Genomic DNA, 23,708 nt, shown 5'->3' with positions numbered 1-23,708 from the left:
GTCAGGGGCGCGGGGCGAATCCCTGCAGGAGGACGTCGACCATCGCCCGCGCGGCGTCCTCGCGGGACATCGGACCCGCCGGGTCGAACCAGCGGGCCGGCCAGTTGAGCGCGCCGGCAAGGGTGAAGGCGAGCAGGCGCGCATCGGGCGCGGCGACGGTGCCGTCGGCCACGCCTTCCTCGATCAGCGCGCGCAGGGCATCGTCGATCTCGCGCTTCTTTGCCCGGAAGCGCGCGGCGCTGGCCGGCGAGAGCAGCTCCTCGCCGGTGCGGATCACGCAGCGGCCGAAGTCGTCCATGTTCACTTGCGCATAGCGTTCGAGGAAGGTCCGCAGCCGGTCGATCCCCGCTCCCGGAAGCCGGCGGGCCTCTTCGGCGGCCTGCTGCAACTGCGCGAGGCCGATCGACACGCATTCGAGCAGCACCTGATCCTTGTTGCCGAGGTAGTGGTAGATCGTCGGCTTGGACACCCCGAGGCTCAATGCGACGTCGTCGAGCGAGGTCGCATGGAAGCCGCGTTCGTTGAACATCCTGACCGCCGCCAGCAGCACCGCCTCGCGCTTGGCCTCGCGCGCCGCCTTGCGCTGGGCGGCGTCCGGGAAGGGCGACTTGGCCTTTTGGGCAGGCGGTTCGTTCACGGCTTTCGATTGACGCACTACCGGGGCGAATGCAATATACTCGTGAGTAGATTTTTTCGAATTGGAGTTCGCATATGCAGATCAACGGACTTGCCGCGGTCGTGACCGGCGGCGCCTCGGGGCTCGGCGCGGCAACGGCGGCGCGGCTCGCCTCGCTCGGCGCCAAGGTCGCGCTGTTCGACCTCAATGCCGAGGCCGGCGAAGCCCACGCCAAGGAGATCGGGGGCAAGTTCTACTCGGTCAATGTGACAGACGAAGCGTCGGTCGCGGCCGGGCTCGAAGCCGCCGAAGCGGCGCACGGCAAGGCGCGCATCCTGGTCAATTGCGCCGGGATCGCCCCGCCGGCCAAGGTGATCAACCGCGACGGCAGCGCGATCGCGCTCGCCGACTTTGCCAGAATCGTGAACATCAACCTGATCGGCACGTTCAACGTGCTGTCGAAGTTCGCCGCGCGCATCTTCGACGCCGAACTGGTGGGCGAGGAACGCGGCGTGATCATCAACACCGCCTCGGTCGCAGCGTTCGAAGGCCAGGTCGGCCAGGCAGCCTATGCCGCTTCGAAGGCCGGCGTGCACGGCATGGCGCTGCCGATCGCGCGCGAGTTCGCGCGCTATGGCATCCGCGTCAACACGATCGCGCCGGGCATCTTCTGGACGCCGATGCTCGCCTCGCTGCCGCAGGAGGCGCAGGATTCGCTGGGCAAGCAGGTGCCGTTCCCGAGCCGCCTGGGCAAGCCCGAGGAATATGCGCAGCTCGCCCAGTCGATCATCGAGAACCCGATGATCAACGCCGAGACGATTCGCCTCGACGGCGCGATCCGCATGGCGGCGAAGTAGGCGGAAGCCGGCCACAAGGCGGGTTGGCGGATCATCGCCACCCGCCTATGGACGATGCGTTTAATCGTCCGATTAATATGAAGGGTTGAGGGCAGGATGACGATCAGCAGCGAAGCGCTGGAGATGGCCGCGCGTGTCGAAAAGTTCGTGCGCGACGTGGTGTTCCCCTATGAGCAGGACCCCCGCCGCGACTACCATGGCGCGCCGACCGACGAACTGGTGCAGGAGCTGCGCGGCCTGGCGCGCGCGGCAGGCGTGCTGACCCCGCACATCAAGCCCGAAGGCGGCCACTTCAACCAGCGCGAGACCGCGGTGATCCTGATCAAGTCGGGCCTGACCCCGCTCGGCATGCTCGCCTGCAACACCCAGGCGCCCGACGAGGGCAACATGTACCTGATCGGCAAGGTCGGCAGCCCCCACCTCAAGGAGCGTTTCCTGCAGCCGCTGGTTTCGGGCGCGGCGCGCTCGGCGTTCTTCATGACCGAACCGGCGGACATGAACGGTGCGGGCGCGGACCCCTCGATGATGCTGACCACCTGCCGCAAGGACGGCAACCACTGGGTGATCAACGGCAAGAAGGCGTTCATCACCGGCGCCGAAGGCGCGAAGGTCGGCATCGTCATGGCGAAGTCGGAAGATCCCGACAGCAAGGGCGGCGCGTGCATGTTCCTCGTCGACCTGCCCGACCCGGCGATCCAGATCACGCGCGTGCCCAACACCATCGACAGCTCGATGCCCGGCAGCCATGCCGAGATCACCATCGACAACCTGCGCGTGCCCGCCGACCAGATGCTTGGCGATGCCGGCGAGGGCTTCAAGTATGCGCAGATCCGCCTGTCGCCTGCCCGCCTGTCGCACTGCATGCGCTGGCTCGGCGGCTGCATCCGCGCGCAGGAAATCGCCAGCGACTATGCCAACCGGCGCATGGCCTTCGGCAAGACGCTGATCGACCACGAGGGCGTGGGCTTCATGCTCGCCGAGAACATGATCGACCTCAAGCAGTGCGAGCTGATGATCGACTGGTGCGCCAGCGTGCTCGACACCGGATCGCTGGGCACGGTCGAAAGCTCGATGACCAAGGTCGCGGTGTCCGAGGCGCTGATGCGCGTCGCCGACAAGTGCGTGCAGGTGATGGGCGGCACCGGCGTGACCGACAAGACCATCGTCGAGACGATGTTCCGCGAAATCCGCGCCTTCCGCATCTACGACGGCCCGACCGAGGTCCACAAGTGGAGCCTTGCCAAGAAGATCCGTCGCGACTGGAAGCACGCCCATGCCGAATGACGCCGTCGCGCAGGCCAACAGCGGCGCGGGGCAGGTCCGCGTCGCATTCGACCAGGACGCGCTGGCGCGCTGGATGGACGCGAACGTGGCGGGCTTTGCCGGGCCGCTCACCGTCGAGCAGTTCAACGGCGGCCAGTCGAACCCGACCTACAAGCTGACCACGCCGGGCGCGGCCTATGTCATGCGGCGCAAGCCGCCGGGGCCGCTGCTGAAGGGCGCGCACGACGTGCTGCGCGAGGCGCGGGTGCTGACCGGGCTGGCCGGCACGCCGGTGCCGGTGCCGCCGATCCACGGCGTCTGCGAGGACGAGAGCGTGATCGGTTCGGCGTTCTACGTCATGGGGATGGTCGAGGGGCGCATCTTCTGGGACGCGGGTTTCACGCAAGTGCCTTTCGCCGAACGCGCCGCCTACTACGATGCGATGAACGCGACGATCGCGGCGCTGCATTCGGTCGACGTCGAGAAGGCGGGGCTGGCGGACTACGGCAAGCCGGGCAACTACTTCGCGCGGCAGATCGGGCGCTGGTCGAAGCAGTACCTCGACGACGAGCTTGCCGGGCGCAATCCGGACATGGACGCGCTCGTCGAATGGCTGCCGACGGCGATCCCCGCGGGCGACGAGACCAGCGTGGTCCACGGCGATTTTCGCTGCGACAACATGATCTTCCACCCCACCGAGCCGCGCGTGGTGGCGGTGCTCGACTGGGAGCTGTCGACGCTGGGCCACCCGCTGGCCGACTTCGCCTACCATGCGATGATGTACCGCATGCCGGCCGATATCGTCGCCGGCATCGGCGGCGAGGACCCGGTGGCGCTGGGGCTGCCGACCGAAGCGGACTACATCGCGGCCTACTGCAAGCGGACCGGGCGGACGGACATTCCCAACTGGGACTTCTACCTCGCGTTCAACTTCTTCCGGCTGGCGGCGATCTTCCACGGGATCAAGGGGCGCGTGCTGCGCGGCACGGCGACCAATGCGCAGGCCAAGGAGCGCGCCGAGGCGTTCCCGCGGCTCGCCGCGCTGGCGCGCGAAGCGATGGAGAAGTGCAAGTGACGAGCGTGACCCACACCATCGAAGGCGGCGTCGGCCGCATCGTGCTCAGCCGCCCGGACATGGGCAACGCGATCGACATGGGCCTTGCCGAGGACCTGGTGGCGGCGGCGAAAGCCTGCGCGCAGGACGAGGCGGCGCGCTGCGTGGTGCTGTCGGGCGCGGGGCGGATGTTCTGCGTCGGCGGCGACATCGGCAGCTTTGCCGCGGCGGGCGACCGGATGGGCGCCTTCCTGCGCAAGCTCGCCGACGTGCTGCACGAGGCGGTGCTGGTGCTCGCCCGCATGGACAAGCCGCTGGTGGTGGTGGTCCATGGCCCGGCGGCGGGCGCGGGGCTGAGCCTTGCGCTGCTGGGCGACGTCGTGCTGGCGAGCGAGGCGGCGCACTTCACCGCGGCCTATACCGGGATCGGCGTGACCCCCGATGGCGGCATGAGCTGGCTGCTGCCGCGGCTCGTCGGCCTGCGCGCGGCGCAGGAGATGATCCTGACCAACCGCCGGGTGAGCGCCGCCGAGGCGGCGAGCCTGGGCATCGTGACGCGGACGGTGGCGGCGGACGCGCTCGCGGCCGAGGCCGAGGCGGTGGCGGCAAAGCTGGTGGCGGCGCCGACCCGCGCGCTGGGGCAGGTGCGCAAGCTGCTCGCCGAGGGCCAGACCCGCGGCCTTGCCGAGCAGCTCGAGGCCGAGGCGGCGACGATCGCCGCAGCGGCGGACGGCGCCGAAGGGCGCGAGGGCATCGGCGCGTTCCTCGCCAAGCGCAAGCCGGACTTCGACGCGACCTGACCGGCGCTTACGGCGCGCGCGCGCCGGCGAGGCGGCGCGCGTGGGCCCGCCGCGCGAGAACCTTGGCGCCGCAGCCCATGCTGGTGCGCAGGAACCGGCTCGCCGCGCTCGCTTCGGCATAGCCGAGGCGGTGGGCCAGCTCGGCGAGGTTGGGCTTGCGCTCGTTGGCGAAATATTCCTGCGCGGCGCGGCGGCGGACGCGCTCGAGCACGCCGGCGAAGGTCTCGCCCCGGTCGGCGAGGCGGCGCTGCAGGCTGCGCGGCCCGATCGCGAGGCTTTGCGCGACGGTCTCGAGCGTGACCGCGCCGCTCGACAGGTTGGCGGCGATCATCCGCTCGACCCGCAGCACCGCATCGCGCGCCGACCGCGACTGCTCCTCGCCGGCGAGCTGGCGTTCGAGAAAGGCGAGGAGGTGGGCATTGCCGTTGGGCGAGGGGCGGCGCATGTCGGCGCGGTCGAGCACCAGCGCGCAGCGGTCGGCGCCGAACGCCACCGGACAGCGGAACACGTTGCGATGGAAGGCGACGCTGGAGGGCGCGGGGTGGTCGAACTCCATGCGCAACGGGTGCCAGTCCTCGCCCAGGATCAGCTGCAGCACGCGCATCTGCAGGGTGAGCGTGGCTTCGAGATACTGGCTGGCCCCGAACCTTGCCGGGATGGCGATGAACTGCTGGAGCACGATCTCGTCGCCCTGCTCGACCATGCGCGAGCCCAGCGCCTGGCTTTCGAGATGGAGGAAGCGGGCGCTGATGCGGATCGAATCCTCGACCGTGGGGCAATGGTCCCACAGCAGGCTCAACGGGCCGTAGCCGCGCAGGTTGCACCACATCGCGAAGGCGATGCCGATGTCGGGCCGCCGCGCGACGATGGCGCAGAGCTGCATGATGTCGACCATCGCGTGCGCGGGCACGGTTTCGGCGGTGCTGCTGGCGGCGAGCAGGTCGAGCATCTCGCGGTCGAGCACGGCGTTGAGATCGATGCCCGAGATCCGCGCGAAGCGGACGAACTGTTGCATGGAAGACGCATGGGCCATCGGACAGTCGAGCATGACGCGATTTGTCATGATGCTGTCGGGATGTGTCAAGATTTAACTGGCGAATTGACGCAGTGAAGCAAGCGTAGCCAACCCCCGTGGCAAGAGGGGTGGCGCACGTGGCATCGGCGGGCCCTGACCAGAGCCCGCCTTTCGAAAGGGAGCAGTATGAAAGGCATCTGGCGCGCCAGCACCGCTGGCGCAATCGTTGCGGCCGTTATCGCCACCCCCGTGTTTGCGCAGGACGCGCAGGCGGATGCGGGCGACAGCGGCGGTCTCCAGGAAATCGTCGTCACCGCGCAGCGCCGTGCGGAAAACCTCCAGAACGTGCCGATCGCGATCACCGCGGCCAATTCGGACACGCTGGCCCAGGCGCGCGTCGACAACGTCAGCAACATCGGCACGATCACCCCGTCGGTGACCTTCCGCGTGTCGAACATCTCGTCCTCGTCGGCCAACCTCGTCATCCGCGGCCTCGGTACGACCGGCAACAGCCGTTCGTTCGAAGGCTCGGTCGGCGTGTTCATCGACGGCGTCTACCGCACCCGCGCCGCCGCGGCGCTGCAGAACTTCCTCGACATCGACAACCTGCAGGTCCTGCGCGGGCCCCAGGGCACGCTGTTCGGCAAGAACACCACCGCCGGCGCGCTGCTGCTGGCCTCGGCCAAGCCTTCGACCGCGCGGCCCGAGTTCCTGTTCGACGCGACCTACGGCAACTACGATTCGCTGATCGTCAAGGCCGCCGGCAACGTGCCGCTGACCGACACGCTGGCGCTGCGCGTCGCCGGCCTCGCCTCGAAGCGCGACGGCTTCTACACCAACCCGACCAACGGCGAGCACCTCAACAACGACGCCACCCAGGCGGTCAAGGCGCAGCTGCTGTTCGAACCCTCGGCCGATGTCACCATCCGCCTGATCGGCGACTATTCGCACAGCGCGGGCAACTGCTGCTATGCGACGACCAACCTCAAGGACGGCCCGACCCAGCCGCTGGTCGACTTCCTGACGGTCGCCAACGGCGGCGTCGTGCCTTCGAAGGACCCGTCGGACTGGGAGCAGACGCTCAACGGCGACGGCCACCAGACGATCGAGGACTACGGCGGCACGCTGCAGATGGACTTCGGTCTGGGCGCCGGGACGCTCAAGTCGGTGACCGCGCTGCGCAAGTTCACCGTCGACCAGAAGGACATGGACCCGGACTTCACCGGCGCCGACATCTTCCGCTACTACGAGAACTTCTCGAGCCGCTTCTTCTCGCAGGAACTGACCTACAACACCAAGATCGAGGCGCTCAACGCCGACGCGGTGTTCGGCGCGTTCTTCTCGGACGAAAAGCTCGAGATGGGCCGCACGCTGCCCTGGGCCTCGCAGGGCCAGGCCTACTGGAGCACCTTGCTCGCCGGGCCGCTCGCCGGGATCAACGCCTATCTCGCCTCGCAGGGTCTCGGCCCGGTCTCGCCCAATGCCACGCCCGGCACCTGGGCGGTCGAGAAGATGCGCGGCAAGGCCAAGTCCTATGCCGGCTTCGCGCACCTCGACTTCGCGGTGGGCGACAAGGTCAACGTGATCGCGGGCCTGCGCTACTCGGTCGAGAAGAAGCAGGGCTCGTTCTCGAACCCGTTCTACCGCGCATCGCCCAACGGTTCGAGCACCGAGCTGTTCACGCTGCTCGGCCTCGCGCCCAGCCCCGCCTATGATCGCGAGATCACCAACAAGGCGCTGTCGGGCACCTTCGGCCTGCAGTATCGCCCGGTGAACGACGTGATGCTCTATGCGACGTACAACCGCGGCTTCAAGGCGGGCGGCGTCAACATCGACGCCAACGCCGCGGGCACGCTGCTCAACAACGCGGCGGCCTTCGCCAAGCTGTCGCCGAGCCAGCAGATCGCGGTGAGCCTCCTGAACGGTCGTGCGGGCCTGTCGGCTCCGAAGGATCCGACCTACAAGCCCGAGACGGTCAACGCGTTCGAAGTCGGCGCCAAGATCCAGTACCTCAACCGCCGCGCGCGCACCAACATCGCGCTGTTCTACTACGACCTGTCGAACCTGCAGGTGGCGCAGTTCGTCGGCCTTCAGTTCACCGTGCTCAACGCCAAGTCGGCGAAGGACTACGGCGTCGAGCTGGAGAACCTGTTCGAGCTGACCGACGGCGTGACGCTGGCGATCGACGGCACCTGGATCCCCAAGGCCGACTTCGGCAAGGACGCCAACATCGATCCGGTGCTGTCGGACAAGCGCTTCCGCTTCGCCCCCGAGCTGTCGGGCAACGTGACGCTGAACGTCGACAAGCCGATCAGCGACACGGTCAACCTGACCGCGCGTGCGCAGTACCAGTACACCTCGAGCCAGCTGATCAACACCGCCGGGCTCACCGAGCAGGGCGCGGTCAGCCTGGTCAACGCCAACCTCGGCTTCAAGCTGCCGAAGTCGGGCCTGACCGTCGAGGGCTGGGTGCAGAACCTGTTCGACAAGACCTACTTCACCTACGGCTTTGCCACTCCGCTGCAGACCGGCGACGTCAACGGCTACCTGGGCGCCCCGCGCACCTACGGCATCCGCGTCCGCGCCGCGTTCTGAGCGCATCGCCAAGGCGAGACGGAAGGCCGCCGTCCCTCATCCGAGGGGCGGCGGTTTTTCGTTGGCGCCGTAGCGTCAAGGCATTGTCCTGCGAGGGCTGGACGGACTTTAATTGCACGATTAAAGAGGGGCGCCCGCGTGGTGCACGCGCGGCCAAGAGCCCGGGAGTCCTCGATGACCACTGCCACTGCCGCCGTCGCGCGCGGCGCCAACGCCGACTTCACCATCGAGCAGATCGACGTCGCGGCGCCCGGGCCGGGTGAAGTGCGGGTGCGGATCGCGGGCGTCGGCCTGTGCCACACCGACCTCGTCTTCCGCGACCAGGTCGAGACGTTCGCCAAGCCCGCGATCCTCGGCCACGAAGGCGCCGGCGTGATCGAGGCGCTGGGCGAGGGGGTCGAGGGTCTCGCCGCGGGTGACGCGGTGATGCTCGGCTTTTCGAGCTGCGGCGGCTGCCCGCGCTGCGCCGAGCACCTGCCGAGCTACTGCAACCTGTTCGTGCCGCTCAACTACGCCGGGATGCGGCTGGAGGACGGCTCGACCGCCTATGCCAAGGGCGAGGAGCGGATGAGCTCGCACTTCTTCGGCCAGTCGTCGTTCTCCTCGCTCGCGGTCACCCGCGCGCGCAACGTGGTCAAGGTGCCCGAGGGCGTGACCGTGCCGCTCGAATATCTGGGCACGCTGGGCTGCGGCTTCCAGACCGGCGCGGGCGCAGTGCTGCGCTCGATGGACTGCAAGCCGGGCAGCTCGCTGATCGTGTTCGGCGGCGGCCCGGTCGGCCTGTCGGCCGTGATGGCCGGCGTGATCCGGGAATGCAGCACGGTCATTCTCGTCGAACCGGTCGAGGCGCGACGCAAGATCGCACAGGAATTCGGCGCGACCCACGTCATCGATCCCGGGGCCGTGGATGATCTGGGCGCGGCAATCCGCGCGATCCTGCCGCTGGGCGTCGACGCCGCGCTCGATACGACCGGGGTGGTCCCGGTGATCGAGGCGGGGCTCGCCAGCCTCGCCCCGCACGGGATCATCGGGCTGGTCGGCGTGCCGCACGATCCGGGTGCGGCGATCAGCGTCAACATCACCGCGCTGATGACCCCGGGGCTGCGCGTGATCGGCATCATCGAGGGCGACAGCGAGCCGCAGGACTTCATTCCCGAACTGCTCGCCTACCACGCGCAGGGCAAGTTCCCGTTCGACAAGCTGATCAAGACCTTCCCGCTCGACCAGATCAACGAGGCGATCGCGGCGCAGGCGCGCGGCGAATGCATCAAGGTCGTGCTCGTCCCCTGATCCGAACCCCTTTCCTCCCAGACGGAGATTTCCGATGGAATTCAACGACACCTACCAGATGCTGATCGGTGGCGAGCTGGTCGCCGGCAGCGCCACGCTCGACGTGCTCAACCCCGCCACCGAAGAGGTGATCGCCCGCGTGCCCGACGCGACAGAGGCCGATCTCGACGCCGCCGTCGCCGCTGCGCGCAGGGCATTCCCGGGCTGGGCCGCGACCCCGATCGAGGAGCGCAAGGCCAAGCTCAACGCGCTCGGCGATGCGATCTTCGGCAATATCGAAGGCTTCGCCCGCCTGCTGACCAGGGAGCAGGGCAAGCCCGGCACCGAGGCGCAGGGCGAGATCATGGGCGCGGGCTACTGGCTCAAGGCCTTCACCGCGCTCGACCTGCCCGAGACGGTCAACGAGGATTCGGACGAGCGCATCTCGATCACCCGCCACGTGCCGCTGGGCGTGGTCGGCGCGATCGCGCCGTGGAACTTCCCGATGATCCTCGCCATGTTCAAGGTCGCCCCGGCGCTGCTCGCGGGCAACACGATGGTGCTCAAGCCCTCGCCGTTCACGCCGCTGTGCACGCTGAAGTTCGCCGAACTGGCGAGCGAGATCCTGCCGGCGGGCGTGCTCAACGTGGTCACCGGCGGCGACAGCCTCGGCCCGTGGATGACCAGCCATGCCGGCTTCGACAAGATCAGCTTCACCGGCTCCACCCAGACCGGCCGCCGCGTGATGGCCTCGGCCGCGCCGACGCTCAAGCGCGTGACGCTGGAACTGGGCGGCAACGACGCCGCGATCGTCCTGCCCGACGTCGATGTCGAGAAGATCGCCGAGCAGCTGTTCTGGGCGGCCTTCAGCAACAACGGCCAGATCTGCATCGCGACCAAGCGCATGTACATCCACAAGGACGTGTACGAGCCGCTGCGCGACGCCATCGTCGCCTATGCCAAGACGGTGAAGGTCGGCGACGGGTCCGAACAGGGCACGCAGATCGGCCCGATCAACAACAAGCCGCAGTACGAGCGGGTGCTCGACCTGATCCAGGACGCCAAGGACAAGGGCTACAAGTTCCTGATGGGCGGCGAGAAGGCCGACGTTCCGGGCTACTTCATCCCGATCACCATCCTCGACAACCCGCCGGAGGACAGCCGGATCGTGCAGGAAGAGCAGTTCGGCCCCGTCCTGCCGCTGATCCGGTTCGACGACTACGACGACGTGATCGCGCGCGCCAACGCCACCGACTATGGCCTTGGCGGCTCGGTCTGGTCGAAGGACGAGGAAAAGGCCTTCGAGCTCGCCCAGCGCATCCAGTCGGGCACGGTCTGGGTCAACGAGACGCAGCACCTCTCGCCGCTGGCGGCGTTCGGCGGCATGAAGCAGTCGGGCGTGGGCGTCGAGGGCGGGCTCGAGGGCCTGCTCGAATACACCAACGCGCAGACGCTGGTGCGCCGCAAGAAGCCGGCCTTCGCGCAGTAAGCGCCACCGGACCGGCGCGCAGCGCAAGGCGGGCCGGTCCTTTCCTTCACGAACCGACAGAGCCGGCGGCAAACGCCGGCCACGAGAGGACATGCCATGGACTATCCGTTGCCCAATGCTTCGACCGATCTGACCGGCCAGGTCGCGCTGGTGACCGGCGCTTCCTCGGGCCTCGGCCTGCGCTTCGCCAAAGTGCTGGCGGCGAGCGGCGCCAAGGTCGCGCTGTGCGCGCGGCGGATGGACCGGCTCGAGGCGCTGGCCCAGGAAATCCGCGAGCAGGGCGGCGAGGCGGTGGCGATCGCGATGGACGCGACCAAGGCCGACGACCTCTCCGCCGCGGTGGCCAAGGCCGAGGCGGCGCTGGGCCTCGTCACGATCCTCGTCAACAATGCCGGCATTCCCGATGCGCAGCGCGCGCACAAGATGGACCTCGAACTGGTCGACCGCGTGCTCGACATCAACTTGCGCGCGCCGTGGATCATGGCGGTGGAAGTGGCCAAGCGGCTGATCGAGACCAAGACTCCGGGGCGGATCGTCAACATCGCCTCGGAAGCGGCGTTCCACTACGGCGGCAACGGCGCGGCGCTCTATTCGGTGACCAAGGCGGCGGTGGTGCGGCTGACCGAGACGCTCGCGGTCGAATGGGCGCGCAACCACATCAACGTCAACGCCATCGCGCCCGGCGCGTTCGAATCGGAAATGCTCGCCGGGATGCTCGAGCGGATGGGCGACATCAGCCAGCACATGCCGAGGAAGCGCCTGGGCAACCCGGCGCAGCTCGATTCGACGCTGCTGTTCCTCGTCGGCCCCGCCTCGGACGCGGTGACCGGCACCTGCGTGCGGGTGGACGACGGCCAGCACGGCCGCTGAGGCGCCGCACGGACAAGGCACGAACAAGGCACGGGCGCGGCGCGGGCAAAGGCTCGCGCCGCGCCTTCCCGCGCGTGCGGAACCGACGCGAGCGCTAAGGCGCGTCAGGCGTTCCGGTGATCGAGGAAAGTGGTGCCGGGGACGGAACCGCGAAAATCTATTATATATTTGTAAATATGACGCTTTTTTTAATGCATTTTTGGCCGAAGCCCCCAATTAGGCCCCCAGCTGGTCAAGCCTGCCCCATTTTATCCGCTAATTTCGTCCGCAATGGTACACGGTTATTCGCCATCGAGCGGACGGCCAATTGGGCTTGATCGCCTCGCCTATGCCAATTCGCGTAGGAGTATCTCCGCCTGCGCGAGAACGGTTTGCACGGCTTCGTCCGCCAGATCGGGCGGGTAGCCGTATTTTTTCAGGATACGCTTCACCAGCACCCGCATCCGTGCGCGGGCGCTTTCGCGCTGATGCCAGTCCACGGTCACGTTGCCGCGTAGTTGTTCCAGCAGTTCGTGGGCGATCAGCCGGAGCTTTTCATTGCCCATCGCCTCCACCGCGCTCTCGTTCTCGGCAAGGGCATCATAGAAGGCGATTTCTTCTGGGCTAAGCCCCTGTTCCTCACCCCGCACGCGGGCGGCTTGCATGTCCTTGGCCAGCGCGATGAGTTCCTGAATCATCTCCACGGCAGAAATCGCGCCCGCGTGATAGCGGGCCACGGCTTCTTCCAGCCGGTTGGAAAACGCGCGGCTTTCAACCAGATTGGTCTTGGACCGGCTGACAATCTCCCCGTTGAGGAGCTTCTTCAATGCCTCCAGCGCAAGGTTCTTTTTCTCCATCTTCTCGACTTCCATCAGGAATTCGTCGGAGAGGATCGAAATGTCGGGCGACTGGATGCCCGCGACCTTCAGGATGTCGATGATTTCCGAAGACGCAACGGCCCGGTCCACAAGTTGTTGGACGACAAAGGAGCGATCTTTCTCGCTGATCTTTCCGGTAGCCGTTGTTTTGGCCAGCGCCGCCCGGATCGCCTGAAAGAAGCCGACCTCATCCCGGATCGTCCGCGCTTCGTCGCTGGCAGAGGCAAGCGCATAGGCTTTGGACAGTTCCAGCACCATGTCGAGATAGCGGCGATGGGCGCGCTTCTTGTCCTCGGCATCCTTTTGCTTGGCTGCTTGTGATTCCTGCCACTTCAGCACCCAATCGATAGCCCCGCCAAGGCAAATCAGGCGTTCGCGCGGCTGGCCGTCGATGCCGGGCCGATAATCAAAGCCGTGGAACAGGTCGCGGATGGCCTCATACCGTTCCATCATCGCGGCAACGGCAGCGGCTTCATCGATGCCGGTCTTGTCGCGGTCTGAATCGGTGTATTGGCCAAGGGCGCTGCGCAGGTTTTGCGCCACGCCGATATAATCGACCACCAGCCCGCCCGGCTTATCCTTGAACACCCGGTTCACGCGGGCAATCGCCTGCATCAAGCCGTGGCCGCGCATCGGCTTGTCGATATACATGGTGTTCATGCACGGCGCGTCAAAGCCCGTCAGCCACATATCGCAGACAATAACGAGCCGTAGCGGATCGTCTGGGTTGCGAGCCCGTTTCGCGAGTTCGTCGCGCCGCTTCTTCGTGCCAATATGTTGCTGCCAGTCAAGCGGATCGGACGCAGCCCCCGTCATCACGATCTTGACCGCGCCATTGTCATCGTCGGTCGAATGCCACTCCGGGCGAAGCGCGATAATGCGGTCATAGAGCGACACGCAGATGCGGCGGCTCATGCAGACGGCCATCGCCTTGCCGTTCATCGCCTCGGTGCGCGCTTCAAGGTGCGTGACCATATCCGCCGCGACCTGGGCCAGCCGCTTGTCGGCCCCGACCAGCGCCTCCACGGCGGACCATTTCGCCTTCATCTTCTCGGCTTCGGTCAGCGAGGCATCTTCGATCAACGCTTCGATTTCCGCGTCGATGAGGGGCTTTTCGTCCTCGTTCAATTCGATGCGGGCAAGGCGGCTTTCATAGAAAATCGGCACCGTGGCGCCATCTTCCACGGCGCGGCTGATGTCGTAAATGTCGATGTATTCGCCGAAAATGGCCGGTGTGTTGATGTCCGCCGCCTCAATCGGGGTGCCGGTAAAGCCGATGAAGGAGGCGTTCGGCATCGCCTGTCGGATGTAATGGGCATAGCCATAGCGCCGCAGCCCTGTTTCCCGGTTGAGCTTGGCTTCAAAGCCATATTGGCTGCGGTGGGCTTCGTCCGCGATCACGATGATGTTGCGCCGATCCGACAGCAGCGGGAAACTCTCTTCCCCGCGCTCCGGCGAGAACTTCTGCACGGTGGTGAACACCACGCCGCCAGCCGCCTTGTCGAGAAGCTGCTTCAAATCCTGCCGACTGTCCGCCTGCTCCGGGTTCTGGCGGATCAGGTCGCGGCAAAGCCCGAAGGTGCCGAAAAGTTGATCGTCCAAATCATTGCGATCCGTCAGAACAACCAGCGTCGGGTTTTCCAGTGCCTCGGATTTCACCGCCAGCCCAGCGAAGAACGCCATCAACAGGCTCTTGCCTGATCCCTGCGTGTGCCAGATGACGCCGATCTTGCGATCCCCGTCCGGGCGGGTAGCCTCCACCGCCTGCCGCACTGCCTTTTGCGCACCGTGGAACTGGTGATAGCCAGCGACGATCTTGAATGGCCCTTCGCCCTTATCGCCAAAGACAATGAAATCGCGGATCAGCGCCAGCAGATTTTCGCGGGTGAACACCCCCCGCAGCAGCGTTTCGAGTTCCGGTGTGCCGCGATGGGCGAAGTCCTCCCCGTCCACCGTTCGCCACGGCATGAAGCGTTCAGCATCGGCAGTGATGGAGCCGATCCGGGCTTCCATGCCATCGGACGTGACCAGCACCGCGTTGGTGCTGAACAGGCTGGGGATTTGGTGGAGGTAGGTTTGAAGCTGGTTGAAGGCGTCGGCAATCGTCACGTTCTGCGACGCAGCATTTTTCAATTCCAGCACCGCGAGCGGCAGGCCGTTGACCAACAACACCACGTCCGGGCGGCGGTTGGTCCGGTTCTCGACCACGACAAGCTGGTTTACGGCCAGCCAGTCGTTGGCATCCGGGTTTCCAAAATCGATCAGCCAGATTTTGGTGGAAGCGGTCTTGCCGTCATCCCCGCGAAATTCAACATCGACGCCTTCGGTCAGCAGTTTGTGGATGCGCCGGTTTTCCTCGACCAGCGAAGGAAGCTCGCCGGTCAGCACGCGGCGCATAGCCTCGTTGCGCGCGGCTTCGGGGGAATTGGGGTTGATCCGCGCGACGGCTGCTTCCAGCCGCCCGACAAGCACGACATCGCCAAACGAACGCCGCTCCGGTGCGCTGCCATCGGGAGCGATCACAGAGCCGTGGAGATAGGACCAACCAAGCTCTTGCAGCGTTTCTAGCGCCGCCAGTTCCACGATGTCTTCCGTGATGCTCATCTCGACGGTTCGCCGCTCATTCGATATGGGTTGGTCAATGGGCTGGTCACTGAGTAGCGGGGGCTGGCCGGGCATTCGCCGCGCGCCAATGCGCCATAAAGAAGCCAATCAAACGTCGCGCGCCGATTTCGGCGATTTCACGATTTACGCCGCTACTCATAAGGAAGCGCCTGAATTCAAGTTTCAGGCGAGTTCTGGAGGCATCGCGCTCCGGCCAGTCGGTGTCGGCCAGCCGCTCATAGAGCGCGATCAACTTTGGCGCCCATCCGGCCAGCGTTTCCAGCGGGAATTCGCTGTCATTGCGCAGTGTATTGCGCAGCAAACCGGCAATGGCATCTGCCGAAATTTCGCTGTCTGCGATCAGTGCGACATCAGGCTCTGCCGCCGCCTGGTCCGCCGCCGCTTCCAGCGCGCGGGCTTCCGCCGCGTCGCGCTTCTCTTCGTCGATCAGGCGGGCCAGCCAGTCGTTGCAATATTTCGATGCGCCGCCCGGATCAGGAAAGAGGTTGGCGTGGTGAATGTTCATCTTGCGCAGGGTGTTGAGGCATTCCACCCGGTTCTCGTTCGGCACGTGAATCTTGGCGATATAGCGGGCCACGTCCATCGGATCGTCGGGGTTGATGATTTCGTTATCGGCCAGTTCGTTGAGGATCGCCGAGACCAGATTATCCTTGCCGCTGGGGGTGATCGTGAATAGCCCGGCCTGATTGACCAGCCGCGCGTTTTCGTGGTGCGTCGGCTCAAAGATGATTTGCGAGAGGTTTTCGTCGGCGCGGATCGCCGCCATGTTCAGGCAGAACACCGCGCGCGAAGGGTTCTCCACCCCTTCCACGTCCGGCTCGTCAAAGGCGAAGAACAGCGCGACATAGGGCGATTTGGTCCAGTCGATCAGCGGCGTGCGCAATCCGTGGTGCTGGCCGAAAGCCCAAAGCTCCTCGTCGTCCAGCTTGCTGCAATCCAGTCCGCGCCCGCGCATGGCTAGGCGGAATTGCGCCAGCAAGTTTTCCTGATGCGGCCCCGGCACCGCGCCGCCATCGAACAGGCGGGCGAGCGTGGAGGAAAGGTGCCAGTTATGCCCGGCCTGCCCGCGATAGACGAATTCGCCCGCCGCCCGGTTGTGATCGGGCGAGCGCATCGCCTCGATAAAGTCTTGCCAGCTTTCCACCCGGCAGGCGGGCACCAGCCCGTCAATCGCCACGTCCCCGAACGTGTAGGTGGGGAACAGCGGCAAGGAGCGGAAATAGGGGTCGGCCATCAGGCGGCCTCAACCTTGGGCGCGACGCGCACCGCGCCGGACATCAGCCGGGGCAGGAGGTAGTCGCGGGTTTCGGCGAGGGTGCGGCTTTCTTGAGTGGCCAGTTTTAGCTTCTCGTCCATCGGTCCTGCGATGGCCTCGAACGCCTCCACAAGTGCATTGCCGGACTTTACGACCGGTAGCTTCTCAAACTGCTTGCGGTTAATCGCGCCGAACACCGTTCCGGTGTGTTCGTATAGTTCCAGCTCCGGCTGGAGCGAGCGGAGCGTGTAGAAGGTGTAGCTTGTGCTCCCGGATTTGTGCCGCGCGCACGCAACACCACGGCCAATACAGCATCGCTCCCACGCCATATTCAAATCGCCGACAGGGGCACGAACGCTGATGAGCGTGTCACCTGCGTTTGCGATCCGGCTCGGAGCGGAACAATACTTGCGGTTTTCCGGGTATCTGAAGCCGAAATCGGTTCGACCCTGAAAGAATGGCAATCCATCCCCGGTATCGTTGTATGTGTCTCCCGGCGGCGATTGCCCCATTGTTAGGTCAAACTCCGCGCCAAATTCAGCTTCGGTCCACCCCACCGGCAAGCCATCGTCGCCGAAGGCGGCGGGGAAGAGGGTGGCGAGCTGCGCGGCGCGGGCGGGGTCTGGGGTCAGCCCGCCCATGATCGCCACCGGATCGGCCTCGCCAGCCACCTTGCGGCGGGTGGGGCCGAAATCGACAAACCAATCCCGAAAGATCGCTTGCGCCATCCCTTCCAGCGTCTCATTCATCCGCCGGTTGAGTTCGATCTTTTCGTCTAGTTCCGAGAGAACTTCAGCAGTTGTGCGCTGTTCGTCGAGATCATCGGGGAACTGAAATGGATGGTTCGTAGCGAACTGCGTGTATTGAAACCGCGCGACACCGGTGTGCTGAATATGGAAGGGGCGCAATGCACCAGAATGATATTCCGCTTGGAGTTTCCAAAACAGAAAGGCGGGGTCCACAACGGCAAAATCCGGCCTTAGGAAACGCGCGAAACTTGCGCAAATCAGGGGCAACTTGGCATTCCTAATAACGCGCTCGGTGATATGCACCGTTCTGCCAGTAGGCTGATCTTTAGTTCCGCCCGCTGTCTCGATCAAAACGTCATTCAGCTTGATGGCTTTACGTTCCGCGATGTCTTCGCGGATGTATCGAATCGGCAGCGTTGAAAGATCGCCGAACCGCACGCGCTCAAAATCAGTTCCCCGAACGACTTGCATTGGCACAAAGCCGGGACCGGGTTCGCCTTGGCCCCATTCACCATCGCGTGTGAAGCTGACTAGCTGAGAAACAGTGCATTTAGCCATCGGCTGAAACTCTGGTCATGCTACCGCGAATAGCCTTGGTCAGCCGGTCACTTTCGTTGAATTGATCTTCCAGCGTCGCGGTAAGCGCGGCGAAGCGTTCCGCGAAGGGCACGCCGTCATCCTCAGCATCTTCCGCCCCGACATAGCGCCCCGGCGTGAGGACGTGGCCATGCTTGCGGACCTCCTCCAACTTCGCAGACCGGCAAAAGCCGGGGATGTCCTGATACTCGCCCAGTCCCGCTTCCGGCTTGGCCCGCCAACGGTGATAGGCACCGGCAATCGTGGCGATGTCGCTTTCCGAAAACTCGCGCCGGGTGCGGTCCACCATATGGCCAAGGTTGCGGGCATCGATGAACAGGATTTCGCCCCGCCGATCCCGGTGGCCGTTCGCGCTCTTGTCGCGGGCGAGGAACCACAGGCAGGCGGGAATCTGCGTCGAATAGAAAAGCTGGCCGGGCAGCGCAACCATGCAATCCACCACGTCGCCCTCGATCATCGCCTTGCGAATGTCGCCCTCGCCCGATTGCTGGGACGACATGGAGCCATTGGCCAGCACCACGCCCGCCGTGCCGCGCGGGGCCAGGTGGTGGATGATATGCTGCAACCACGCGAAGTTGGCGTTGCCCGCTGGCGGCTGGCCATATTTCCAGCGAACGTCGCCCTCAAGCTGTGGCTGCCACCAATCCGAGATGTTGAACGGCGGGTTGGCCATCGCATAGTCGAACTTGAGCGTGGGGAAGGCGTCGCTGAGGAACGAACCTTCGTTGTTCCACTTGATGTCCGCATCGATGCCACGCACCGCGAGGTTCATCTTGCAGAGCTTCCATGTGGTATGGTTGCGCTCCTGCCCATAGATGGCGATGTCGCTGCGGCGGCCCTGATGGTTTTCGATGAACCGTTCGGACTGCACGAACATGCCGCCAGAGCCGCAAGCGGGATCGTAAACCCGGCCATGATGCGGCTCCAGCATCTCCACGATGGTCTGCACAACGGAACGGGGAGTGAAGAACTCGCCCCCGCGCCGCCCTTCGGCCCCGGCAAACTGGCTGATGAAATACTCATAGGCGCGGCCCAGCAGGTCTTTGGACTTGCCGTCCGCGCTGTGCATCCCGACCTTGGAAAACAGGTCGATCAGTTCGCCCAGCATCGTCTTGTCGAGTTGCGGGCGGCCATATTCCTTGGGCAACACGTCCTTGAGAACGGCGGCATTGGCGCGCTCGATGGAGTCCATCGCGTTGTCGATCAGGTTGCCGATGTCGCCCCCCCGCTCCTTGCCGGTGTTCACATCGGTGAAATTGATCTGCGGGCGCTTGGCGTTCGCCTGCAAATGTTCCCAGCGCGCTTCGGGCGGCACCCAGAACACATTGGCGGCGAGATATTCTTCGGCATCTTCGGGATCGGCAAATTCTTCTTCTGCCAATTTAGCGCGGTGCGCCTCGAAAGCCTCGGAAATATACTTGAGGAAAATCAGGCCAAGGGCGACGTGCTTATATTCCGAAGGCTCAAGATTTCCACGCAGCTTGTCAGCCGCCTTGAAGAGATCGGCCTCGAAGCCGAGATCGCCGCCACTATTCAATTGAGATGTCATTGAATCATCTTCCCCTCTGTCGGGAGACTTAGCGGCGGATAGCTTTCTTGCCAACCAATTCGCCAACGAAGGCTGACCGTAACGGGCTATAAGTTCGCCTTAGCCGCAAGCGCCTTGAGCAAAGCACGCACATCATCGTCTTTCGTCCAGTTCGAGCTTTTGGAGCAGGCCATTCCCCGGATCAATTCGGCTTGGCGGTGCGGGGAAATCGTCCCGTAGCTCGCCAGCGTGGTCATAGCGTGCGCATGGCCCATGTTTTGCGACCATGCCTTGAACGCTTCGATGGTGGGGCAGACGCGCTCGCCATATTGCACCAGCGTATCGCGGAAGGAATGGGGGTTGAAATAGGGCAGGCCAGCCGCTGCAAAGGCTTGCGCGAAAACCTTGCGCACCGGTCCCGCATTGGTCCAGCATTCACGCTTCAGGCCCGCAGCGACGAAGCCGCCGCTTTGGCCAAGGGCCACGCGGGTGGCAGGAAACAGCGGGTCTTCGTCGGACCAGAGCAGCGCTTCGCGAAGGTGCTTGCACCAGTCCTGAAAGATCGCGAGCGCTTCACCGCCAACGGGATAGAACCACGTCTCAAATGTCTTGCTGGCCTTCGTCCGCACGTCGCGCGCGTCCTGATCGACGCGGTTGTCGTGCAGATCGATGTGCTTGAGGCGGAACGATGCCAGCGCGCCGTCGCGTGCCCCCGTCAGCAGCGCAAAGGCAACCAGCGCGCGGTTGCGCTTCTCGATGTCGGTTTCGAAGGGCATCACAGACAGGACGTGGTGCACCTGTTCCAGCGTTGGGAACGCCTTGTGCCGGACCGCCTTGGCCACCCGCACTTCGGTTTCGGCCAGGTTGAAATAGTCGGCATCGCCATAGCGAAGGTGAGACTTGTAACCCGGCTGGCCTGCCAGCCAGACGAAGAACCCGCGCAAGGCGGAAAGAGTGGAATGCACCGTGGCGCGGCTCAATGGCTTGCCGGTGCGCACGGCGCGTTCGGCATCGAGCTTGCGCTTGAAGGCGACCGCTTGCTGGCGGTGGAACTTGCGAAAGTCCTTGTGCCCGTTCGCCTCTTCGAACCGGTCCAGCGCCTTAGCCACGGCATCGATCGACGCTTCGCTTCGACGGTTCGCTTCCTTCAGATAGTGGTAGTATTCCCGCTTCATCCGGGCGTTGTCGGCATTGTGCTTTGCCATGGCTTGTCAGTCCTTCGGTTTGTCACAGTTCAGGGAAGCCGGTGCGCGCTCTATTAGGCGTGAAGGAGCCTGCCTGATTTGGACGTCCAGCCGGGGCATGATCGCGGCAATCTTCGTTTCGTTGGCGCGGCGGTGCATGGCCGTGCCGCACGTCTCGCAAAGCGCTGTCAGGTTGCCGGTCGTGCCCATGCCCGGGATGAACTCCACCATGCCGAGCGCTGGTGCGGACGGTGCACGGCACTTGAAGCAGTAGATTGTCCCCGGCGGGCAAGGTCGCTTGCGGCTGGTCTGGCGAGCCAGCAGAAAGGCCCGGGCGACTGCCCCGGTAAACACCGTAGGGCGCTTCCCGTCGATCGCCTGAAGACCGGCGCCCTGCCATGTGCGCACCGAGTTCTTGTGCACGCCAAGGCATTCGGCCAGCTCCTGCACACTGTAGAAGCGGTGCAGCTTCACCTTGTAGGGATTGACCCGGCGGGCAGGCACCGGCCTTACTCCTGTCCTGCCACCAGACGGCGGATCGAGTCCGCCTTCACCAGCGTGCGGCGGCCCAGCTTGAAGGCTTCCAAGCGGCCATCGGCAATCATCGCGTAGACCGACGTGCGGCCAAGACTAAGGGCGCGGGCGGTTTCGTTGATCGAGTAGGCGAGACGTTCCATTGTTGTTGCTCCTTTCGGACCATGGCGGGTGCCAGCGGGTCCAAAGGAACATCGGCGAATCAGCGCAGCTTGTCGGACGATAAGGCCAGAAATAGGCCAGCAATTCGGGCTGCAAAATTATCGGCCTACTTCTTGAACTCCTCCCATACCCGGTTTGCATAAGGTCGGACGGTGCTTTCGCCGGGTTCTTTATCCCCTACCGACAATGCCCGTTGGAACGCTTTTTCGACATCGGCCTGATTTTCAGGGATAAGTTCCCCGCGAAAGATTTGGCCCCAAACTCTCGCCGTTGCCGCCTCCCAATCGTATTCCTGCTTGCGGCCCCGCTTGGGAGCAACTGTTGATTGATCGTCCGGCGCTGTAGGTTCCGATGCCAACGCTGCAAGGCTGGCCCTGAGGAAATACACGCCCGATAGCGTGATCGATGTCAGCTTCGTTGGCGAGTATCCGTTGCCGCTAAAGCGGCCCGTTACCCAGTCGAAGCTGCTTGAGCCCGCAATGCTGAAGTTGGTCCAGAACCATTGGGGGATGTCCCATTCGCGTTCTTGCCAACTCCAGTCGATCTCGTCGCGAGCGCCAGTAGAACCTTGGCCAAGCACGGCGCGTCCAGCAATGAAGCCGAGACCTGCCGCTGCCACGATCGCATCGCCGGATTGCATCGGGTTCACGCCATACGTGCCATAGGCGATTTGGCGGGCTTCCTTTGCTGTGACCCAAGCACTGTTCCCTGCTACCGACAGGCTTCGCGCGACCAACGCACGCTGCTCGAAGTCAAGCATGTCCAGAACGCCGTTCAGGCCAATCGACACACCCAACGCTCGTGCATGGTGCTGACGATCGATCGTGGTTTCAAAATCGCCCGACTTCCAATCCTGCTCCAGCGCTTCGTGGCCTTCAGCCCACCAGAATTCTTTTGGCACCATAACGTTCTCGCCGGAACGCTCGCCAATATGGAGATGCCTTGCCCGAGACAGCACCTGCCCAGCGTGCAGCCTCTTGCAGAGGGCCAAAGCGGAACCCGCGATTTCAACCGCACGCGCGGCGGGAATCCATTGTTCAACCATACGCCGAATATGCAGGCGCATGTCGCATCTGCCAAACCTTGCTTGCAGGCTATCCCAAGCGTGCGGCGGTTATCGGCACCACTTCAGCCCCGGTGCGCAGCGTATCGAGAAAATCCGCCCACCATTGCGCCATATCGACGCGCTCCTGCCAGTGTGCGCCGCGATGATAGGCAGCGCGCACTGCATCCTTGTCCTTGTGTGCCAGCGCCCGCTCGATGGCGTCGGGCGACCACTTGCCGCTTTCGTTCAGAAGCGTGCTGGCCATCGCGCGGAAGCCGTGGCCGGTCATTTCATCGCTGGCATAGCCCAAGCGCCGAAGCGCTGCGTTGACGGTGTTTTCAGACATCGGGCGAAGGTGCGTGCGGATCGACGGGAAGACATATTGGCCATCGCCAGTCAGTTCGCGCACTTTGGCCAGCACGTCCAGCGCCTGTTCCGACAGCGGCACGACGTGTTCGGCGCGGGCCTTCATCTTCTCGGCTGGAATGCGCCAGACCTTTGCTTTGGAATCGATTTCGGACCACTCCGCATGGCGGAGTTCGCCGGGGCGAACAAACACCAGCGCCGCCAGTTGTAGCGCGTAGCGCGTGACAGGGTGCCCGTCATACCCGTCGATCGCGCGCAGCAGTTCACCGGCCTTGCGCGGTTCAAGGATGGCTGCGTGATGCTTTGACTTGTGGCTGGTCAACGCACCGCGAAGGTCGCGGGTCGGGTCGGATGCGGCAAGCTGGTTGGCAATGGCGAAGCGGAACACTTGGCTGGCGAACTGCAACGCACGGTGCGCCGCTTCGGTTCGCCCGGTTGTTTCGTGCCTGCGCACGGCTTCCAGCATTTCGAACGGCTGGATTTCGGCAATCGGGCGCTGGCCAATCGCACGATCGAGCAGCTTCAGCAGCCATTCCTGTTTCGTCGTCGTCGCTTCGGCGCGACCTTCGCGCTTGCACTTCGCGATGTAGCTATGCGCGACCACAACGAACGAATTGGCCGCGCTCACCTTCGCGGCATGGCGATCCTGTTTCTTCTTCTCAGCCGGGTCGATACCGGCGGCAAGCAGCTTGCGGGCTTCATCGCGCAGATCGCGTGCGGCCTTGAGCGAGACTTCAGGATAAGCACCGAACGCCAGCTTTTTCTCGCTGCCTGTCGCGGTGCGGTACTTCATGCGCCATAGCCGCCCACCAGCCGGCGAAACCTGAAGGTAGAGGCCCTTTTCATCCGCCACGCGATAATCCTTGTCGCGAGGCTTCAGGTTGCGGATCGTCGCGTCGCTAAGGGGCATCGTGGGGGCCTTTCGGATAAGGCATTTTCACAAGGCCCCCACAAAGGCCCCCAATATCGACCGATTAT

19 protein-coding genes are annotated in these 23,708 nt (G+C 64.6%); 8 read left to right on the top strand and 11 right to left on the bottom strand.

Features of this window, described 5'->3' with window-relative positions; genetic code table 11:
- Position 1 precedes the first annotated feature (1 nt).
- Entirely contained in the window at positions 2 to 637 is a 636-nt protein-coding gene (locus K3A85_RS02620) for a TetR/AcrR family transcriptional regulator (protein ID WP_225204942.1), read from the bottom strand.
- A gap of 74 nt (positions 638 to 711) precedes the next feature.
- Here K3A85_RS02620 and K3A85_RS02615 point away from each other — a divergent pair, with 74 nt between their 5' ends.
- The 4 genes from K3A85_RS02615 (at position 712) to K3A85_RS02600 (ending at position 4,590) form a co-directional block, all read left to right on the top strand.
- A complete protein-coding gene (locus K3A85_RS02615; protein ID WP_225204941.1) occupies positions 712 to 1,473 on the top strand; it encodes an SDR family NAD(P)-dependent oxidoreductase in 762 nt (253 codons plus the stop codon).
- A gap of 96 nt (positions 1,474 to 1,569) precedes the next feature.
- Positions 1,570 to 2,757 carry an acyl-CoA dehydrogenase family protein gene (locus tag K3A85_RS02610; RefSeq protein WP_225204940.1) on the top strand — a complete coding sequence of 396 codons (1,188 nt, stop codon included), beginning with the start codon at positions 1,570 to 1,572 and terminating at the stop codon, positions 2,755 to 2,757.
- Positions 2,747 to 3,811, top strand: coding sequence for a phosphotransferase family protein (locus tag K3A85_RS02605; protein ID WP_225204939.1), 1,065 nt, complete (start codon positions 2,747 to 2,749; stop codon positions 3,809 to 3,811). Before K3A85_RS02610 ends, K3A85_RS02605 begins: the two co-directional genes overlap by 11 nt.
- Positions 3,808 to 4,590, top strand: a complete 783-nt coding sequence (locus K3A85_RS02600; RefSeq protein ID WP_225204938.1) for an enoyl-CoA hydratase/isomerase family protein — start codon at positions 3,808 to 3,810, stop codon at positions 4,588 to 4,590. Before K3A85_RS02605 ends, K3A85_RS02600 begins: the two co-directional genes overlap by 4 nt.
- Before the next feature lie 7 nt (positions 4,591 to 4,597).
- Here K3A85_RS02600 and K3A85_RS02595 read toward each other — a convergent pair whose 3' ends face one another.
- The gene (locus K3A85_RS02595; RefSeq protein ID WP_225204937.1) at positions 4,598 to 5,605 is read right to left on the bottom strand and encodes an AraC family transcriptional regulator; all 1,008 of its coding nucleotides are present in this window, start codon (positions 5,603 to 5,605) and stop codon (positions 4,598 to 4,600) included.
- Between the two features lie 186 nt (positions 5,606 to 5,791).
- On the opposite strand from K3A85_RS02595, the gene K3A85_RS02590 reads away from it, so the two are divergent.
- From K3A85_RS02590 to K3A85_RS02575, 4 genes are all read left to right on the top strand, one after another.
- A complete protein-coding gene (locus tag K3A85_RS02590; protein ID WP_225204936.1) occupies positions 5,792 to 8,200 on the top strand; it encodes a TonB-dependent receptor in 2,409 nt (802 codons plus the stop codon).
- A gap of 174 nt (positions 8,201 to 8,374) precedes the next feature.
- Positions 8,375 to 9,490 (top strand): NAD(P)-dependent alcohol dehydrogenase, encoded by a 1,116-nt coding sequence (locus K3A85_RS02585; protein ID WP_225204935.1) that lies wholly within the window; start codon positions 8,375 to 8,377, stop codon positions 9,488 to 9,490.
- A 34-nt stretch (positions 9,491 to 9,524) separates the two neighbouring features.
- Positions 9,525 to 10,958 (top strand): aldehyde dehydrogenase family protein, encoded by a 1,434-nt coding sequence (locus K3A85_RS02580; RefSeq protein ID WP_225204934.1) that lies wholly within the window; start codon positions 9,525 to 9,527, stop codon positions 10,956 to 10,958.
- Between the two features lie 96 nt (positions 10,959 to 11,054).
- Positions 11,055 to 11,828 (top strand): SDR family NAD(P)-dependent oxidoreductase, encoded by a 774-nt coding sequence (locus K3A85_RS02575; protein WP_225204933.1) that lies wholly within the window; start codon positions 11,055 to 11,057, stop codon positions 11,826 to 11,828.
- 326 nt (positions 11,829 to 12,154) lie between these two features.
- Here the strand turns inward: K3A85_RS02575 and K3A85_RS02570 are convergent, their stop codons facing one another.
- From K3A85_RS02570 to K3A85_RS02530, 9 genes are all read right to left on the bottom strand, one after another.
- Positions 12,155 to 15,289 carry a type I restriction endonuclease subunit R gene (locus K3A85_RS02570; RefSeq protein WP_225204932.1) on the bottom strand — a complete coding sequence of 1,045 codons (3,135 nt, stop codon included), beginning with the start codon at positions 15,287 to 15,289 and terminating at the stop codon, positions 12,155 to 12,157.
- 46 nt (positions 15,290 to 15,335) lie between these two features.
- Entirely contained in the window at positions 15,336 to 16,544 is a 1,209-nt protein-coding gene (locus K3A85_RS02565; RefSeq protein ID WP_225204931.1) for an FRG domain-containing protein, read from the bottom strand.
- Positions 16,544 to 17,785: a restriction endonuclease subunit S gene (locus K3A85_RS02560; protein WP_225204930.1), complete on the bottom strand. Its 1,242-nt coding sequence runs from the start codon at positions 17,783 to 17,785 to the stop codon at positions 16,544 to 16,546. The genes K3A85_RS02565 and K3A85_RS02560 overlap by 1 nt, the downstream gene beginning before the upstream one ends.
- A 79-nt stretch (positions 17,786 to 17,864) precedes the next feature.
- Positions 17,865 to 19,460 (bottom strand): class I SAM-dependent DNA methyltransferase, encoded by a 1,596-nt coding sequence (locus K3A85_RS02555; RefSeq protein ID WP_225204929.1) that lies wholly within the window; start codon positions 19,458 to 19,460, stop codon positions 17,865 to 17,867.
- Between the two features lie 86 nt (positions 19,461 to 19,546).
- Complete coding sequence (locus K3A85_RS02550) at positions 19,547 to 20,644, bottom strand: tyrosine-type recombinase/integrase (protein WP_225204928.1); 1,098 nt, start codon at positions 20,642 to 20,644, stop codon at positions 19,547 to 19,549.
- A 6-nt stretch (positions 20,645 to 20,650) separates the two neighbouring features.
- A complete protein-coding gene (locus K3A85_RS02545; RefSeq protein WP_225204927.1) occupies positions 20,651 to 21,127 on the bottom strand; it encodes a hypothetical protein in 477 nt (158 codons plus the stop codon).
- 5 nt (positions 21,128 to 21,132) lie between these two features.
- The gene (locus tag K3A85_RS02540; RefSeq protein WP_225204926.1) at positions 21,133 to 21,300 is read right to left on the bottom strand and encodes a helix-turn-helix domain-containing protein; all 168 of its coding nucleotides are present in this window, start codon (positions 21,298 to 21,300) and stop codon (positions 21,133 to 21,135) included.
- 125 nt (positions 21,301 to 21,425) lie between these two features.
- Positions 21,426 to 22,385: a hypothetical protein gene (locus K3A85_RS02535; protein ID WP_225204925.1), complete on the bottom strand. Its 960-nt coding sequence runs from the start codon at positions 22,383 to 22,385 to the stop codon at positions 21,426 to 21,428.
- Positions 22,386 to 22,413: 28 nt separating this feature from the next.
- On the bottom strand, positions 22,414 to 23,640 hold the full coding sequence (locus tag K3A85_RS02530) for a tyrosine-type recombinase/integrase (protein WP_225204924.1): 1,227 nt from the start codon (positions 23,638 to 23,640) through the stop codon (positions 22,414 to 22,416).
- Positions 23,641 to 23,708 lie beyond the last annotated feature (68 nt).

The sequence above is a fragment of the Novosphingobium huizhouense genome, from assembly GCF_020179475.1.
Lineage (GTDB): Bacteria > Pseudomonadota > Alphaproteobacteria > Sphingomonadales > Sphingomonadaceae > Novosphingobium > Novosphingobium huizhouense.
This window is presented reverse-complemented; position numbering and strand designations above follow the sequence as displayed.